General features: G+C 41.4%; 13 protein-coding genes. 1 reads left to right on the top strand and 12 read right to left on the bottom strand.

The genetic code is table 11. The features are described from left to right. Positions 1 to 5: 5 nt before the first annotated feature. Genes ACFFGV_RS20690 through ACFFGV_RS20670 form a run of 5 tightly spaced genes read right to left on the bottom strand, consistent with a single transcriptional unit; the run spans position 6 to position 4430 of the window. Positions 6 to 206 (bottom strand): Flp1 family type IVb pilin, encoded by a 201-nt coding sequence (locus tag ACFFGV_RS20690; RefSeq protein ID WP_377351873.1) that lies wholly within the window; start codon positions 204 to 206, stop codon positions 6 to 8. 42 nt (positions 207 to 248) lie between these two features. Next, positions 249 to 1112, bottom strand: coding sequence for a type II secretion system F family protein (locus ACFFGV_RS20685; protein ID WP_377351872.1), 864 nt, complete (start codon positions 1110 to 1112; stop codon positions 249 to 251). Positions 1113 to 1116: 4 nt separating this feature from the next. After that, positions 1117 to 2073, bottom strand: coding sequence for a type II secretion system F family protein (locus ACFFGV_RS20680; protein ID WP_377351871.1), 957 nt, complete (start codon positions 2071 to 2073; stop codon positions 1117 to 1119). A 19-nt stretch (positions 2074 to 2092) separates the two neighbouring features. Next, positions 2093 to 3334 carry a TadA family conjugal transfer-associated ATPase gene (locus tag ACFFGV_RS20675; protein WP_377351870.1) on the bottom strand — a complete coding sequence of 414 codons (1242 nt, stop codon included), beginning with the start codon at positions 3332 to 3334 and terminating at the stop codon, positions 2093 to 2095. Next, positions 3315 to 4430, bottom strand: coding sequence for an AAA family ATPase (locus ACFFGV_RS20670; RefSeq protein WP_377351869.1), 1116 nt, complete (start codon positions 4428 to 4430; stop codon positions 3315 to 3317). Before ACFFGV_RS20670 ends, ACFFGV_RS20675 begins: the two co-directional genes overlap by 20 nt. Positions 4431 to 4664: 234 nt before the next feature. Here ACFFGV_RS20670 and ACFFGV_RS20665 point away from each other — a divergent pair, with 234 nt between their 5' ends. Then, entirely contained in the window at positions 4665 to 5987 is a 1323-nt protein-coding gene (locus ACFFGV_RS20665; RefSeq protein WP_377351868.1) for a TcaA second domain-containing protein, read from the top strand. Between the two features lie 38 nt (positions 5988 to 6025). Here the strand turns inward: ACFFGV_RS20665 and ACFFGV_RS20660 are convergent, their stop codons facing one another. The 7 genes from ACFFGV_RS20660 to glgB all read right to left on the bottom strand — a co-directional run bounded on the left by ACFFGV_RS20660 (position 6026) and on the right by glgB (position 17428). Then, entirely contained in the window at positions 6026 to 7156 is a 1131-nt protein-coding gene (locus ACFFGV_RS20660) for a CapA family protein (protein ID WP_377351867.1), read from the bottom strand. A 148-nt stretch (positions 7157 to 7304) separates the two neighbouring features. Continuing rightward, complete coding sequence (locus ACFFGV_RS20655) at positions 7305 to 9224, bottom strand: glycoside hydrolase family 13 protein (protein WP_377351866.1); 1920 nt, start codon at positions 9222 to 9224, stop codon at positions 7305 to 7307. Between the two features lie 16 nt (positions 9225 to 9240). Further along, positions 9241 to 11679 (bottom strand): glycogen/starch/alpha-glucan phosphorylase, encoded by a 2439-nt coding sequence (locus ACFFGV_RS20650; RefSeq protein ID WP_377351865.1) that lies wholly within the window; start codon positions 11677 to 11679, stop codon positions 9241 to 9243. A gap of 25 nt (positions 11680 to 11704) precedes the next feature. Then, positions 11705 to 13150, bottom strand: a complete 1446-nt coding sequence (glgA, locus tag ACFFGV_RS20645; protein WP_377351864.1) for a glycogen synthase GlgA — start codon at positions 13148 to 13150, stop codon at positions 11705 to 11707. An 82-nt stretch (positions 13151 to 13232) separates the two neighbouring features. Then, positions 13233 to 14339, bottom strand: coding sequence for a glucose-1-phosphate adenylyltransferase subunit GlgD (gene glgD / locus ACFFGV_RS20640; RefSeq protein WP_377351863.1), 1107 nt, complete (start codon positions 14337 to 14339; stop codon positions 13233 to 13235). A 13-nt stretch (positions 14340 to 14352) separates the two neighbouring features. Further along, positions 14353 to 15513 carry a glucose-1-phosphate adenylyltransferase gene (locus tag ACFFGV_RS20635; protein ID WP_377351862.1) on the bottom strand — a complete coding sequence of 387 codons (1161 nt, stop codon included), beginning with the start codon at positions 15511 to 15513 and terminating at the stop codon, positions 14353 to 14355. A 13-nt stretch (positions 15514 to 15526) separates the two neighbouring features. After that, the gene (gene glgB / locus ACFFGV_RS20630; protein WP_377351861.1) at positions 15527 to 17428 is read right to left on the bottom strand and encodes a 1,4-alpha-glucan branching protein GlgB; all 1902 of its coding nucleotides are present in this window, start codon (positions 17426 to 17428) and stop codon (positions 15527 to 15529) included. Between the last annotated feature and the right edge of the window lie 182 nt (positions 17429 to 17610).

Here is a 17610-nt window from a genome sequence, read left to right as displayed (position 1 = left end):
GATCATCAGCCGCTGTTGCCGCCTTCTTGGAATTTATCAACCTCGGAATCTCCGAAATCTAACAGACTGTTAATCCAACTCATAATACGATCTCTAAATAATAGGGCGATTACCACTATTACGGCAATAATCAGCATCATTTCTAGTGTTTGTAGTCCTTCTTCGTCCTTCCAAAAGCCTTTCCACCAGTTAGCAACAGTTTTCATATGTTTTGCCTCCTAAAATGTTTTTATATAATCACCAGAACATTACAATATTGTAATGGCTGGGTAACCTACAATAATCATGACTGCGATAAATATAAGGATTAGCGGGAACACAAGCTTGGACGATGCTTCCTCTCCTCTTGTCTTCGAAATGTTCTTTCTTTTTTCCCACAGGTCTTGAGAAAGCTCTCGCAGTGCAAGAATTAAATCCTGTCCACCTTTTCGGTAATTTAATAGAATAGTCGTAGTGAAAATGGACACTTCCTGAATACCGACTTTTTTACTTAGGTCATTCATTACTTGGTGAAACGGTTCATTACTCGTCATTTTGTTAACAGTCTCTCTAAGCTCTACATTTAAGGGGGACTGTTGATCCTTCGTGTTCGTTACTACGTGGATAAGCGCTCCCTGCACCGTTTCCCCAGCATTGACGAGCAGGATAATTTTGTTCACTACTTCTGGAAGCTCCAGTAAAATTTTGTTCCGTCTTTCTTTCTCATCATTGCTAAGCTTCTGAATGAGGGCATAAGGAATCATGACAGTAAATATTATCCCTGCCACAAACAATGTCATATCCCCTTCAGAGGCTAAGCCGAATAGAAAGCTGCCTAACAAGCAAACCAACACAACGGAAATCAACTGAGCGATATACATTTTTGTGTACTTTAAAGCCTTTTTATGACCATGTATGCTAATCATCCGCTTTTGAACGAACGCTATCTGCCCATAAAACCGCTCCATAATACGGAAATAATCAATGATAAATAAGGATACCGGCGCCATCATTTTCAATTGAAAATTCTTCCCGAATTGCTGCACAAATTCTTCATAGCGTTTGCCGGCTTTAAAGGAAATAAAAAAGTATAATGCGATAATGCTAAGTGCTCCAATACCAAATAAAATCATGCTCTCACACCCTGATATCCATAATTCGCTGACTGAGCCAATAGGAGAATAACAACAATAATAGGCAGACGGTCATCACAATAGGACCAAGCTTATCCCATTGATACAGGGGAGTCATATAGTCACCTGCGCTATATTTCAGAAGCAGAATCATACCTATAGGAGCTATGCTTAATATCCTTGATTCAAACCGTTTTTGAGCGACCATTACTTGTACTTCCTGCTGGATGTCTATTTTTTCACTAATTATGTCCGACGTACGTCTAATGACCTCAACTAAATTTCCCCCTGTTCGCTTACAGGTAATGAAAATATCAGCAAAATTCCTGATATCCTCCACATCTGATCTTCTACTGAAGTCTTCAATGGCGCGTTCAATAGTTTCACCATTTTCCACACGACGATTGATTACTTCAAATTCGTGGATAATATATGTATTCGGATCAGGGTATAGTAATTTCAGATCATTTACTACTTCTATAAAACTATTTTCAATCGATCTGCCTGCAGCCAACGAGGAGGATAAACTAGCAATAGCCTCCTTAAATTGCACACTTAGCTTATCTTTTCTTTTTTGTAATAGTTTTTTCTTTTGGAGATACGGGTACACTAGCCCTAGAAAGCCAAGTAGAATAGCCATAATCCAGCTTTCATAAAATAGTTGACCAAGTAAGGCAAGGACGATACAAGCGCCGCCACCGTAGAGGATAAATTCTTTCTTGTTTAGCTTATACTTGGAATAATCAATCAGGTGACCGCTATATTCATCTTCCTTTTGTTTAATCTTGTCGATAGAATAATAGATTGCCGCAAATCGTTTTTCCTTCTTGCGTTGCTTTTCTTCTTCTGCCTTCACCTGGTCATCCTGCTGCTGTTGTTCAGAACGTTTTCGCTTGGAAACAAGAAATACATATGCGCCAACAAGGCCTACTAACATAAAGATCAACAGAATATCCGTCATGCTTTCACCTCATTTCTGTCTATTGTGCGAGGGATACGCCTGCTAAGTCTAACTTGGTTTTATTGTGAAGAGGGTTGCCTGTAGGCTTTAATGTTCCAATGATAGTGCCATCCTCCTGCTCCCCTTCTTCTTCGAATTCAAATAGTGGATTCAGCTGTATTTCACCATTTTCTACGCCTATCATCTCACTAATGGCGACTACCTTCCTGGAATGGTCCCTAAGCCTGGCAAGGTGAATCATAATATCAATTGCCGAGCTGATCTGCTTTCGGATTACTTCTACCGGTAAACTCGCACCGCTTAGAACCATTGTTTCCAGACGACTAAGCATATCCTTGGTGGAGTTTGCGTGGCCGGTAGAAATGGACCCATCGTGACCTGTATTCATGGCTTGAAGCATATCTAGCGCCTCAGCTCCACGCACCTCTCCGACAATAATCCGATTGGGACGCATACGGAGCGAGGTCTTGATTAAGTCACGGATGTTTATTTCCCCTTTACCTTCTGTGTTAGCATTTCTAGTTTCCATACTGACCAGGTTCGGAACATTATGTATTTGAAGCTCTGCCGAGTCTTCAATCGTAATAATCCGCTCTTGCTCAGGAACGAAATTCGACAGCACATTAAGGAAGGTCGTTTTCCCAGATCCCGTTCCTCCACCAATAAAGATATTATACTGTGACTGAACAAGGCTTTTTAGAAAGTCAGCAGCTTCTTCGGAAATAGACCCAAAGGATATCATATCCTCAATGGTCAACGGCTTGGCAGGGAACTTACGAATAGTCATGACTGGTCCAGCTAGCGCAATAGGAGGTAAAACGACATTGACACGAGAGCCGTCCTGTAACCGGGCATCCACAATTGGTGAGGATTCATTAACGACCCGGTCCACCTTCGACACGATGGCTTGGATAATGTCCTCTAGCTTCTGTTCACTTTCAAAAGCTGTTGGCATTTTTGTCGTTTCTCCATGACGTTCAATAAAAATTTCTTTATGGTTATTCACCATGATTTCCGTGATGGTTTCATCATCGATGAGAGGCTGGAGGACATCGTATCCTCGAAAAGCATTAAAAATCCTTTCCACCAGCCACTCCATCTGATCAGACCGCAAATAGTTATCCTGAGCGTATTGGAACACAGCTTGCTCTATGTATTCGATAAGCTCCTCATTAGGAATAGAATGCATTAAATCTAATGTTTCACGTAGATCTAAAATTAACTGCTTTACCACATGGTCTTCAACCAAGCTTGACACCATCCCTTACATCATCTTCTACAAGGAGTTGAATAAAGTGTTTAGGAAGTATGCTTTTCGTCGTGACGTCTCGTCCAGAAGTTAGGTATTCCCATTCATCTACCTTTGGGAGCTGAACGTGTACGGGTACATCGAAGCGCTCGTACTCTTTGGGAAGGTTACCAACATACCCATTCATCAAAAAGAAGGTTTTCTCCCTAATATCCAGCTCTGCGTCCATTAGTTTGTCGAAATAGGATAGGAAATAATGCGATTTATGGAATGTTTTTACATCATTAGTTAATACCCATAATACAGAATCGCAAACCTTAATTGCTTCTTTTGTGAAATTTTTTATGGACGTATCTAAATCAAGGACAATAAAATCATAATGTCCAGATTGCAATAAAGCCTGCAACACTACTCTAAATTCTTCCCCAGTCCATGCTTCCATTTCCTCGGGATTAACTGCTAAATCAAAATAATCTACCTGGTTATAAGCATCTTGCTTAATTAAGTGATGTAACTTGGAGGGTAATACGTCGGGCTTAGACTTGGCGTAATAAAATAGCTGCTGAGTGTATTCGTCTTCTGGAGATTGGAAAAACAAAGACGTGCTGTTGAAGAGTTCCAAGTTAAAATAGAACACCTTATACCCTAAAAGAGCCAGATGTCTGCTTGCATTTACCGATAGAGTGGTTTTCCCAACACCGCCCATAGGTGAATATACACTGAGCACCTTTGTTTTATGGTTCCCTTTCGTTATGTGTGTTCCATACTCATCAAAGAAATGAGACAAGACGGCTGATAGTAGCTGATCTGCAGGCTGGAATTTAAATTGCGTTCGATATGCTGGTCTATGTACGACTTTTTCTTGTAGAAGCACCACCATATCACAAACATTCTGTACCCAGTCTAGCTCCCAATCCTCCAACAGCTCCTCTGACATGAGGGTTATATTTACTTCCGGGTGGTTGGTCATGAACCGCTTAAAAGAGGACGGTTCTGTGAACATTTTAAGGTCAATCTTATCTTTCATCTCAGTAGTGCGAATATAGTGGGAGATGAACTCCATGTAGGTTGGGTCTTTTTCCAGTACGACTAAACTAACCTTCTTCATGCACACTCTTTCCTTTCCATCTCATCTGTTCTTCTTGCAATAAGTCAAAATTCTTAAATTGTACTAAATCCGTCATATTTCTTTCTTTACCCTGAAAAACTTAACAAAAACCCATCATTAAGTAAATATTTGGTTTGTAAAACCTAAAAAAGGGAACTTTTTTCCTAATACAATAGTTCCCTACCATATTCAGGGAAACTATAGTACAGTTTTCTTAGAAATGGAGGGGAAAGTGTGAAGTCTAAAAAATTATGGTCTCTTGTTATAGCAGGAGTGTTAGGTATAGTCTTAATCGTTCAGCTTTCTGGGTATGTCAGCTCTGCATCTGCAGCACAATCTCAGGTCGATCAGCTCGAGGATGCCATTCGTAACGAGGATAGTCAGAAGCTTGTTGATTTAGTGGATTCATCTGCTGATAATTGGGATTTCACGAAAAAGGAAGCAGATCGCCTCATTACCTTCTTCCAGGAAAACCCCCGCAAATTAGATTCACTCCTCTCTGTCCTTTCAGAGCGTGCAACCAAATTAGAGGCAGCAGATACGGAAGTCAGTCCTGTGCCTGGCTACAGCTATGGTTTTTTTAATTTACAAGAGGATGGCAACAAGTATGTGTTTTTTAAGGACTATCAATTGCTTATTTCACCAGCGCTGCTAGTCGTTAAAGCAGCGACAGGGGATAGTACCATAACGATTGACGACGAGGAAATAAAGCCAAGTGAGAAGAACGGAGAGAAGCTCACCTATGGGCCTTTAGGACCTGGAACATATGAGGTGAAAAATACTACGCCAAGCAATGTATCTGCCATTAAAGAAAGCAAAGAGGTTACGCTTTACCAAATGGAAATGGAGCAGGAAGTCATAGAATTTGACTTTCCGTTAGAGTCGGTATTTATGGTAGCCCCTTATAAAGAAACATCCCTATACATAAATGAAGAGAAAACAGATGTAGTGTTGAACGATGAAGATTCAACAGAAGTAGGTCCGCTTCGAACAGACGGGAAGATGACCATGCATATAGAAAAGGAATTTCCATGGGGGGTTGTGGCAAGTGAACCTATGCCCATTGAGGAGGATAAGGAAAGCTTTGAAGAGTTTTCTCCTCTAGAAGAAAAAACAAAAGCAGCCATGATGGAAAAGGCCAACACCGTCCTAAAGCAGAGATTGACTGCTTTACAAACCTTTGATTCCTCTGAAGTGAAAGACGATGTGACAGAAAACTATATTACAGAATTAGAAAAGGAAATTTCGGAGCGCAAACAGGAAAAGGATCCATTAGAAGGGGAGCCTGCCTTTGCTTATTATGATATGACCACCATTCAAAAGCCAAGCTGGAATGAAGGTAAGGGTCATTATGAGCTAAAAGTAAATGCGGAATACCATATAAAAAATACTGACGACGCTACTTCACTGTATAGCAACAGGGAGGATGGGCTTGGTATTTTTACAGTCGTCTTGACGTTCGTGTATGATAAAGCTCAGGACAAATGGCAGTTAGACAATCAAAACAACGAGATATTACTAGTACCTAAAAAGAATGAAAAGAAGTATGAACTATAAAAGAGCGGGAATCCCCCGCTCTTTTTTTATGGATCTCCTTAATAAGCGAAGCTCAAGTCTGGTATCCATGTTCTCATATGCTGTTTTATATGTTGGTAGTAGGTGTCATTGATTTCTTTCAACGGTTTAATAGCGTAGTTTCCTGCTCGTTCAGATGTAACATAGGTTGGAACGAAGGAAGGCTTGGCTATTGAAATGGATGACCCCAAGGCTGTCGTTTGTTTTTCCACCTTAATATTCATAATTCCACCGATTCGCCGATAGAGGTTTTCTTGACCAGAAAGAAAATTGCCCAAGGAATAGGCCACAAATGCTTGTCGATTATCACTTGTCTGCACCCATTCTGGCGGCTGGAGTACATGAGGATGGTGCCCGAGGATAATATCCGCTCCCTGCTCAGCTGCAAAGTGAGCCAATTCGCGTTGTTCAGCACTCGGCATTCGTTCGTACTCATTTCCAAAATGAAGGCTGAGTACGACCACATCTGATATTTTTTTGGCTCGGGAGATGTCTGAGGTAATCTTGTCTCTGTCTATTCGATTAACTAGAAAGTCCTGTCCGGTTGGTGTTGGAATTCCGTTTGTTCCGTATGTAAACGAGAGAAAAGAGAAGGTAATATCATGCTTGGTAACCGTGCAGATGTTCTTAGCTTCGTCCTCTGATAAAGCAGCTCCTGCATAAGCAACTCCAAGCCGGTCCCAGTGTTCTATGGCATTTTGAATACCTATTATGCCTTGGTCCAGTGTATGGTTATTTGCCATAGACACCACATCTACCCCCACCTTCTTCATTGCATCGCCTACCTCTGTAGGGCTGTTGAAGGTCGGATAGGAAGAAACCCCAATCTCGGTTCCACCGATAATACTTTCCGAGTTAGCCACAGTAATATCAGCTTGTTCCAGATGGGATTTAACACCCTGGAAAATAGGGGTGAAATTGTAGCCCTGGTCTGTTTTGGCATCATTATAAACTGTATCATGAATAAGTACATCTCCGATGGCAGACAAAGTTGCAGTAGATATTGTAGCATAGTGTATCTGAGATTTTTCCATGGAAGAGGGAGAATGGAGGGTCATTTTCTTACTCTCGGCGTCAGACTGAGGGGTATTCGTACATCCAGCTAAAACAAACACGATAACGATCATAACAAGCCACAGCTTTTCTTTCATATGCTTCACCTCTACAGAAGTCATTATACGATGTAATCCATTGTGCATTATCCCTTCCATGGTACCATTGTCCCGGCTATATGTAAACGCTTCCTAATGATGCAGAAAAACCCTCAAGTTTGAGTTCACCTTGAGGGTAGTGTTGCCATTAAGATGAATTGTGTTTTAACAAAATACTTTCCCCTGGCTCTAGCGTGAGTGTCAGCTTTCCTTTTCTAGTTCGAATGATTTCGCCATTCGTCATATGCTCCCATTCCCCTTTACGAATAGGAAGGGCAACAACACGCTCTTCCTTTAAATGGCGGTTAAACAGGAATAACATATGCTCATTTTCTGCCTTATTACCAAATTCATCTGTACCGTTATGGATAAATCGCTCAAAGCCAAACACTTCTTTGTCCGGGGCATGGGTAATCAGAGAGCCGGTGCGTAGAACAGGGTGAGCCGTTCTCCATTCCCCAATCCTTCTATACCACTCGAGCAAGTCCTCGTCTTCTCTGCCCCATGGGTATGGTTTCCGGTTATCTGGATCATCCTCCCCCGTTACTCCAGCTTCATCACCGTAGTAAAGGGACGGGACTCCAGGAAAGGTATATAACCATAAACTCAGCCCTTTAATTTGCTTTCGAATAATGCGATCTACATTCGGTCCTCCTATATCCTGAGGAAGGAAGGACTGAACCATGGTCCAAGCTCTTGCTACGTCATGGCTTGATAACAAGTTCATTAATCCATAAAAATAAGGCTTCGGATAGTGTTCAGCAAGGGTAAGAACTCTACGCTGCAGAAATAAGGAGTCAATATCCCCTTTTACAAAATCGAGCATGAGTCGTCTTAGAGGATAATTCATCACTGAATCGAGTACTCCTCCAAGGAAATAATCTCTCCTCATGCCATAGGCCGTTTTATTGGAAGCATCTTCCCACACTTCTCCTAGGAGGACGCTATCTTTATTATGCTGCTTTAATTGCGTATAAATTTGCCTTATGAGGTCATCTGTCAGTTCATCTGCGACATCTAAACGCCAATGATTTATCCCTCTACGCTGCCAGTGTTGAATGACACTATCTTCATCATGCACTAAAAAGCGTTGATAGCTTTCATTCTCTTTATTAAGCGTTGGTAAGGTGCCAATCCCCCACCATGCCTCATATTCATTAGGAAAATCATAAAAAGTGTACCAATCATAATACGGTGACTGCTTTGACTGATAAGCACCTAAGGAATCGTACTGGCCTTTCCTATTAAAATAAATACTATTACTACCAGTGTGACTAAATACACCGTCGAGCATCACTTCCATATTGCGTTTCTTCGCTTCGGACACCAGTTTTTCAAAATCCTCTTTTGAACCGAGCAATCGGTCAATTTTATGATAGTCACCTGTATCGTACCGATGATTACTCTCCGCTTCAAAGATCGGGTTTACATACAAGACCGTTACACCCAGAGATTGGATATAATCTAATTTCTCCGTGATACCCTGAAGATTGCCGCCAAAGAAATCCCACCTGACTACATCTCCGCTCTCATTACGAATATAAATAGGATCGTTCTCCCAATGGGAATGCATAAGACTAGTCGGAGGGGCCAGCTTAGGCTCGACTGTCCCTCCAACATGAAAGCGATCGGGGAATATTTGATACATAATCGCATTCTTCCACCATGAAGGGGTGTCGTATTCTGCATCATACACAGTAATTTGCCAGGAAGGTGGGACATGGTCATATAAACGCCCTTCTCCACTCTCTTCTACACCTATTCGCCCATAAAACAAACTGCCTTCCTCTGTTTGAATTTCAAAATAATACCAAATTAGCTGGGGCTCCTCTGGCATCTCAAGCTCTACAACATAACTGTTATACTGGTTGACTTCTTGAGAAAATGTCATCTCTGCCTTTACTTCTTCATTGGTACGATCATAAATGTAATGCAGGAGTACTTGATGGATTTGATGCCGTTGATGAATATCAAGGAGCAGGGCTACATGTGATCCTTTCGGTGCCGCTCCAAAAGGATTACGGTATTTCTTCTCAAAGCTGTTATGATACATGTCTTGCTGCTTCACAGGACCCCTCCTTTATTTAGGTTAACGTTTTAAGGGATGCGAGTCCCCATATATCATCAGCATATTCCTTAATAGTACGATCACTAGAAAACAAGCCTGATTGGGCAATATTGGCTAAACTCTTCTGACTCCACTGTCTTGTTTGTTGATAATCTTCACTTATTTTCTGCTGAGCTCGGATGTAATCAGGCATATCCTTTAACACGAAATACTCATCATTATGGAGCAGAAGTGCATCATAAATATCCCTAAACTCTTTATCACCTTTCGTTATTGGGCTGTAATGCACCAGCTGATCGACCGCCTTACGTACACGTTCCTCTTGCTCGTACACGTCTTTGGATAGGTATCCTCCATCCTGATATATTTTCAATACTTCCTCCGGACGCAGTCCAAAGGTATAAATATTCTCTTCGCCTACCTGCTCATAAATCTCGATGTTCGCTCCATCCATCGTTCCAACCGTGACAGCACCATTCATCATGAGCTTCATGTTGCCCGTACCGGATGCTTCCTTACTAGCAGTAGAGATTTGTTCACTAATATTGGCTGCAGGAATAATCTTCTCCGCCAAGGATACGGAGTAATTCTCGAGGAAAACGACCTTCAGCTTATCCTGAACATCTGGATCATGATTCACTACATCAGCAATCGTATTAATAAGCTTGATTACCTTCTTTGCAAAATAATACCCCGGTGCTGCCTTTGCTCCAAAGAAAAACGTTCTAGGTGTTAAATCAAAATCCCGATTAGATTTAATTTCATTGTATAAATGTAAGATATGCAGAGCATTTAACAATTGCCGTTTATAGCCGTGCAGGCGCTTAATGTGGACATCAAACAGTGATTCAGGATCTACTAGAATACCGCAGTCTTTATATAGCCAATCAGAAAAATGTTCCTTGTTTTGCTGTTTGACGCGATGAATGCTATCAAGCATTACACTGTCATCCCGGAACTGCATTAATTGCTTCAGCTCAGCAGGGTTCTCCTTCCATCCACTACCGATGGCCTCCGATATAATATGGGATAATGGCTTATTAGCATGCATTAGCCATCTGCGGTGGGTAATGCCGTTTGTCTTATTGTTAAACTTCTCAGGAAAGGTTTCATAGAAAACCTTCATTTCGCGCTTCTTTAATATTTCTGTGTGAAGGTTAGCAACTCCATTCACACTGTGGCTTCCTACTACAGACAAGTGGGCCATTTTTACCTGTCCATCCGCTACAATAGCTAGATGGGCAATACGCTCAAAGTCCTCAGGATAGGATTTCCACAAGGATTTACAAAAGCGTTCATTGATTTCTTCAATAATCATACATATCCGGGGCATTAAATTACGGACCATATCAACTGGCCACGTTTCCAGTGCTTCACTAAGAGTAGTATGGTTGGTATAAGAGACTGCAGCAGTGGTAATATCCCACGCTTCCTTCCAGCCTAATTGCTTTTCATCTAATAAAATGCGCATTAATTCTGGTATTACAAGGGCAGGATGTGTATCGTTGATGTGGAAGGCAAATTTCTTCGGAAGCTCTTGATAAGGCAGGTCTTGTTGCTCAAATTGTCTAACCGCATGCTGAACTCCTGCGGATACAAGAAAATACTCTTGCTTTAACCGTAGCTGCTTTCCTTCCTCAGTGGAGTCATCAGGATAAAGGAAATCAGAAATAGACTCCAGTTTTCGTTGATGGTGGAGCATATTATGATAGTCATCGTATTTAGCTGCAAGATGAAGGATGTCCTGTTCACTCGGTTCAGCAGACCAAAGCCTCAGTGTATTGATGGTTTCCCCTTCGTACCCGACTACCGGTACGTCGTAAGGGACCGCTCGCAGTGTTTCATAGCCCTGATGAGAGAAATGAAGATTACCATCCTTCCCTTTCTTAGAATTCACATACCCTCCAAAGGTTACTTCAATCGCTTCTTCCGGTCTTCTTACTTCCCATGCGAAGCCATGATTAAGCCATAAATCCGGCACTTCTACTTGATGACCCTTTACAATCCTCTGGTCAAACATACCATACCTATACCGAAGCCCCATACCATGTCCAGCCATCCCAAGGGAAGCGAGAGAATCAAGAAAACAAGCAGCGAGTCGGCCTAATCCACCATTTCCTAACCCTGCATCTGTTTCGTTATCTTCTATTTTAGATAGCGAGAAGCCTAATTCGTTCAGACCTTCCTCTACCATCTCTAGCACCTGCATATTTAATAGGTTATTACCTAGTAGACGTCCCATTAGAAATTCCATTGAAAAATAGTACATTTGTTTAGGAGCTTGAGCATGCTTCTGCTCGTAGTTCTCCTTCCATGACTCCAAGATTTCGTCTTGTACCAGCGACGAAAGGGATCGGTATGCATCCAAATCCGTAGCTACATGGACTTCCTTGCCTAGTTCAGTTCGTAGTTTCCTAGAAAATGCTTGCTTAAATTCCTTCTTATCGCTGAACATTCCATAGCCTCCAATCCACACTCCACTACTTCAGTACAGTCTCTTGTTGAACTGCTTCATACAATTCTTTATATTGTATAGCGGAATGCTCCCATGAGAATTGACTCTGGATTATGTTCTTCACTAACTGCTTCCATGAAGGGGTGTCATGGTACATATCAATTGCTCTTCTTATGGTATATAACATGTCATGCGCATTGTAATGATCAAACGTAAACCCATTGCCCTCTTCTGTTATTTCATCGTAGGGCTTTACGGTATCTACTAAACCGCCAGTTTCCCTTACGATAGGTACAGCTAAATAGCGTAAGGCTAATAGTTGTCCTATTCCACATGGCTCAAATCTGGAGGGCATGAGGAACATGTCACTAGCTGCATAAATCTGTCTGGATAAATCATCAGAGAACGTAATATTAGTAGACATTTTTGTCGGATTTCGATCCTGAGACCAGAGCAGCATTTGCTCATAATGGTATTCTCCCGTACCGAGTACGACTACCTGAACATCATCGTTGTACAATAGATCATCTAGAATTCTACCAATAAGGTCAAACCCTTTTTGCTCCACTAAACGGGAAACAATTCCAATCATCGGTACATCCTTCTGTACAGGCAATCCCAGCCTCTCTTGCAGCCACATTTTATTTTGTGCTTTCTTCGTAAGCGAGCTGCGGTAAGGATAGGCCAAGGCCGCATCTTTTAAAGGGTTATAGTCTTTCACATTAATGCCGTTCACGATTCCAGTCAGATCCTGATCTCTTTTACGCAAAACCCCATCTAAATTCTCTCCATAATACGGTGTTTGAATCTCTTTAGCATATGTCTCACTTACAGTCGTGATGTAATCAGCGTAATTCAAAGCACCCTTCATGAAATTAATGTTGCCGAAGAACTCCAGTCCGTCTTCAGTCATTATACCCTCATCGAGGTCCATTAAGTCATGTAATACGGATTGCGGATAAATTCCTTGGTATTTTAAATTGTGAATGGTGAATATCGTCTTCATATGGGAAAACTTAGGATTGTCTGCATAATGCGTATGCAGAAATACAGGAATCAAACCAGCCTGCCAATCATGACAGTGCAGCACATTTGGAATCCATTCCATTTCATTCACCAAATTCATTACAGCCCGATTAAAAAAGACAAAGCGCTCTGCTTCATCACCGAATCCATACAGATTAGAGCGTTTGAAGTAATACTCGTTATCTACGAAATAAAATGTAATCCCATCATGCTCTATATACTCTATTCCTGCGTACTGATTGCGCCATCCCATCTGCACATTCAGTATATGTAATAGCGTCAATTGGTCTTTCCATTCATCACTCATATTCTCGTATTTTGGCAATACCACTCGTACCTCTACCCCTTGATCTCTTAGCTCAGCAGGCAGCGAACCAAGAACATCTGCTAGACCACCAGTTTTAATAAAGGGCGTACATTCTGAACCTATCATTAGTACTTTCACTTTCTCCACTCCTTTAAAAGAAATGTTATATGAATGAAAAAGGGCTGCCGATATGCTTGGTCTGACAGCCCTTATACAAGTCTTACATTGTTTTTCGTTTAGCCAGCACAAACGGCTTTTCCGGCGCTCCAATTAAGGTACGTCCTTCTGAAATACGACAATCCTTATCAATGATGACGTTGTCGAGCACCGCATGATCGGCTATCTCACAGCGCTGCATAATAATGGAATTTTTAATAACGGCCCCTTTCCCTATCTTCACACCTCGGAAAAGAATGCTATCCTCTACATCACCTTGAATGATACATCCATTAGCAACTAACGTATTTTTTACATTGGAATCTTGTAAATACTTCGACGGAGCTTCGTTTTTCACCTTTGTATAAATCGGAAAATCTTCCTTAAACAAATCATCATGCTTCTCTGGATCCAACAATGCTCTGCTATTACGGAAGTAACTCTCCACAGAGTTCACAAGTGCATGAACTCCTTTATATTCATAAGCATGCATATGCACGTCTGGCAGCTTGGCCTTAATTCCCTCGGCAAAAAGGTGAGAGCAGCCATGAGCAATCCCGTCTTCAATCAATTCCAGTAAATATTGTTTGTGCAGTATATACATATCCATAAAGACGTCTTTACTTTTATGGTCATTGTGTATATCCGACACCCGATTGTCTTCATCAATAGTGAGCTTCTGAGCCAAAGCATGCTCCGGCAGCAGCTCGTTTACCTTTTTATAAATAACCGTTACGTTTGCTCCAGAGGCTTTATGCTCTTCAAGCACCTCCTGGAAGTTAATGTTACATACATGCTGGGACCCGCTTACTAAAATATAATCGGCATAGGCGCGATTAATAAAATCCATATTATTGTGGAAATGCTGTAGGTCTCCTCTTGAAATATCTGTTGGGTCATTCCAATCTGGAGGTAATACAAACAGCCCGCCTCGCTTTCGATCAAGATCCCATGCTTTTCCTTGCTCTAGATGATCGAGCAAGGAGCGATACTTGCGACGAGCGAAAACAGCAATGGATTCTATTCTCGAATTAGTCATATTGGATATCGCGAAATCTATCATCCGATATCTTCCCGCAAATGGAACTGCTGCTCCACAACGAAAATAGGTTAGTTCGTCTAATAAATCCTGTTCATGATCTAAGTTTATAATGCCAGCAATACGATCCATAGTGTCCTCCCTGTTAATTAGATATAGCATAACTCTCCGCCATAAAGCTTCCTTCCTCAGCGTGAAGGGTAATATCACTTTCTGAAGCAGGATTCCCGATGACGGCGTTATCTTCTATTACACTGCCTTCTGCTATGAGCGAACGGTAGATTTGTACGTTCTTACCGATTTTCACATTCGGCATGATGACAGAATCTTTCACTATTGAACCTTCTTCTACCGTAACGCCATAAAAGACGACGGAAGTATCAATGGTTCCGTATATTCTGCACCCTTCATTAATCAACGCATTCCGGACAGATGCTCTTGGGGAAATATATTGAGCTGGCTGATTTGGGTTTTTCGAATAAATTTGCCAGGAGTAGTCATTCAAATTTAACTCTGGGGATTCACTCAATAAGTCCATGTTAGCTTCCCATAAACTATCCACCGTTCCAACATCCTTCCAGTACCCTGCAAATGTATAAGCCATGAGATTTTTCTTATTATTCAAAAATTTCGGGATAATATCTTTCCCAAAATCATGGGAGGATTGAGAATTTTCGTTGTCTTCCAGTAAATATTGCTTCAGTAAGTCCCATTTAAAAATGTAAACTCCCATGGATGCAAGATTGCTAGAAGGATAGGCCGGCTTTTCTTCAAAATCAATAATCTTCCCACTGTCATCTGTATTCATAATACCGAATCGACTCGCTTCATGCCACGGTACTTCAATGACAGAGATAGTTACGTCTGCGTTAGCTTCTTTATGGTAATCAAGCATTTCCTCATAGTCCATTTTGTATATGTGATCTCCGGACAAAACCAGTACATGCTCTGGGTTATACTGATCAAGAAATTGCAGGTTTCGGTATATAGCATTCGCCGTTCCAGAATACCAGTCCCCTCCATCTGACTGCATAAATGGGGGAAGTACCGATACACCGCCATATTTTCTATCCAGATCCCACGGTGACCCTATTCCAATATAATCGTTTAAAATTAACGGTTCATATTGGGTCAGCACCCCTACTGTATCTATTCCTGAATTTGTACAATTACTCAAGGGAAAATCAATAATTCGATACTTCCCGCCAAAATAAACTGCCGGCTTGGCAATTTTCTTGGTCAGAGATTTCAACCTTGTGCCTTGTCCACCCGCTAAAAGCATTGCAACACATTCTTTTTGTAACATCCATTTTCCTCCTTTATGATGATGAAGAAGTTCGTTTTAAGAAACTCACGGCTAAAGGTGGGATGGTCATCTGGATATGTTGATCTCTACCTTGCCAAGGTTCAGGAATGGTAGTCATCGGAGCTCCATTCCTTTGGCCTGAGCCACCAAAATGCTCGGAATCACTCGAGAATATTTCCTCATAGGTTCCATCCATGGGAACACCCACTTTATAGTTGTGATACACCTCCGGGGTGAAATTACAGACAATAACTAATTGGTCTGTAAATGATTTACTATTACGTACAAAGGATACTATGCTCTGCTCGTAATTATGTGGATCGATCCATTCAAATCCCTCATGCTCGTGATCCATCTCCCAAAGGGAAGGCATGTCTCTATAAAACTGATGCAGCTGTCTTACATAATTCAGCGTAGAAGCGTGAGAGTCATACTCCAACAGCTCCCAATCCAAATCCTCCAGGTCCTTCCATTCGTCAAATTGACCAAACTCAGAGCCCATGAACAATAATTTCTTACCGGGGTGAGCGAACATGAATGCAAGGAATGCTCTAAGGTTAGCAAACTTCTGCCAATAATCGCCTGGCATTTTATTAAGTAATGACTTCTTCCCATGTACTACTTCATCATGGGATATCGGCAGAACAAAATTTTCTGAAAAAGCGTAAAACATGGAAAAGGTAATAAGATTGTGGTGATATTTGCGGTGAATTGGATCCATCTCCATGTATTTCAACATGTCATTCATCCAACCCATGTTCCATTTATAGTTAAATCCCAGACCGCCAATATAAGTAGGGGCGCTTACTAGTGGCCAGGAAGTGGACTCTTCAGCCATCATTAATACATTAGGACACTCTTCAAAAATAGCCTCATTCATCTTTTTGATAAAATCTACTGCCTCTAAATTCTCTCGGCCTCCATATTGATTCGGTTCCCAATCGCCGCCTTCTTTCCCGAAGTCGAGGTAAATCATGCTGGCAACGGCATCTACTCGTAAGCCATCTAAGTGATATTCCTTCAACCAATATATAGCGTTAGAAATCAAAAAGCTTTGTACTTCATTCCTGCCAAAATCAAACGTTAAGGTTCCCCACTGTGTTTTCTCTGCTTTGGCTGGATTGTCATATTCGTACAATGGTTCTCCATCGAATCGTCTTAACCCATGCTGATCCTTACAGAAATGACCAGGTACCCAATCTAATATGACACCGATTCCATAATTGTGACATTTGTCTACAAAATAACGGAAATCATCCGGTGTGCCATATCTGGACGTGACACCGTAGTATCCTGTCGCCTGATAGCCCCAGGAGCGATCAAATGGATGCTCTGTTAACGGGAGAAGCTCAATATGGGTATATCCTAAGTCTTTAACATATGGAATAACCATATCTGCATATTCTCTATATGTATAAAACACTTCCTCCTCGATGAATTTCCAAGAACCTAGATGCAATTCATAGATAGACATGGGAGATTCATATACATTAGTAGATTCCCTTTGCTTCATCCATTCGTCGTCACTCCACTCATATTGCTCAAGAGGATACACAACAGAAGCTGTGTTAGGACGCAATTCATTAGAGAAAGCGTAAGGATCTGCTTTCAAAGACAGATGACCATGTTTGGTCAGGATTTCGTACTTATACATCGTACCTTTTTCCAGATTTGGTATGAATGTGTACCAGATACCGTTGTCGTTCAGCTTTGTCATAGGGTGCTCTCTTCCGTCCCATTGATTAAAGTCACCGACAACACTTACCTGCACGGCATTAGGAGCCCAAACTGCAAATCGGACACCCTCTACCCCGTCCTCTGATGCAGGGTGGGCACCTAGCATCTTATAGCTGTAGCGAAGATTTCCTTGATGAAACAAATACACATCATGTTCAAATGCTGTATTAACTACCACATGGACAACTCCTTACTTTGTATCAAATTTTGTACAAAAACTACTAGATACTTTCATTATAAAAAACCTTACAGCAATGAACAATTTATTTTCTTCGCAAATTTCTGAAAAATTATAGGGTATTTTGTCGAATATACTCATATATGAGAATGTTTTGGAGAGGAGTGTTGTTTAAGGGGGTC

It is taken from the genome of Pontibacillus salicampi, assembly GCF_042434395.1.
Classification (GTDB): domain Bacteria; phylum Bacillota; class Bacilli; order Bacillales; family BH030062; genus Pontibacillus; species Pontibacillus salicampi.
Note: the sequence above shows the minus strand (reverse complement) of the source record. Positions and strands in the feature narration are given on the sequence as shown.

What these genes read in the sequence shown, in the direction of transcription:
- ACFFGV_RS20690 (WP_377351873.1), bottom strand. Translation starts at nt 206, where the DNA reads ATGAAAACTGTTGCTAACTGGTGGAAAGGCTTTTGGAAGGACGAAGAA.
- ACFFGV_RS20685 (WP_377351872.1), bottom strand. Translation starts at nt 1,112, where the DNA reads ATGATTTTATTTGGTATTGGAGCACTTAGCATTATCGCATTATACTTT.
- ACFFGV_RS20680 (WP_377351871.1), bottom strand. Translation starts at nt 2,073, where the DNA reads ATGACGGATATTCTGTTGATCTTTATGTTAGTAGGCCTTGTTGGCGCA.
- ACFFGV_RS20675 (WP_377351870.1), bottom strand. Translation starts at nt 3,334, where the DNA reads ATGGTGTCAAGCTTGGTTGAAGACCATGTGGTAAAGCAGTTAATTTTA.
- ACFFGV_RS20670 (WP_377351869.1), bottom strand. Translation starts at nt 4,430, where the DNA reads ATGAAGAAGGTTAGTTTAGTCGTACTGGAAAAAGACCCAACCTACATG.
- ACFFGV_RS20660 (WP_377351867.1), bottom strand. Translation starts at nt 7,156, where the DNA reads ATGAAAGAAAAGCTGTGGCTTGTTATGATCGTTATCGTGTTTGTTTTA.
- ACFFGV_RS20650 (WP_377351865.1), bottom strand. Translation starts at nt 11,679, where the DNA reads ATGTTCAGCGATAAGAAGGAATTTAAGCAAGCATTTTCTAGGAAACTA.
- glgD (WP_377351863.1), bottom strand. Translation starts at nt 14,339, where the DNA reads ATGGATCGTATTGCTGGCATTATAAACTTAGATCATGAACAGGATTTA.
- ACFFGV_RS20635 (WP_377351862.1), bottom strand. Translation starts at nt 15,513, where the DNA reads ATGTTACAAAAAGAATGTGTTGCAATGCTTTTAGCGGGTGGACAAGGC.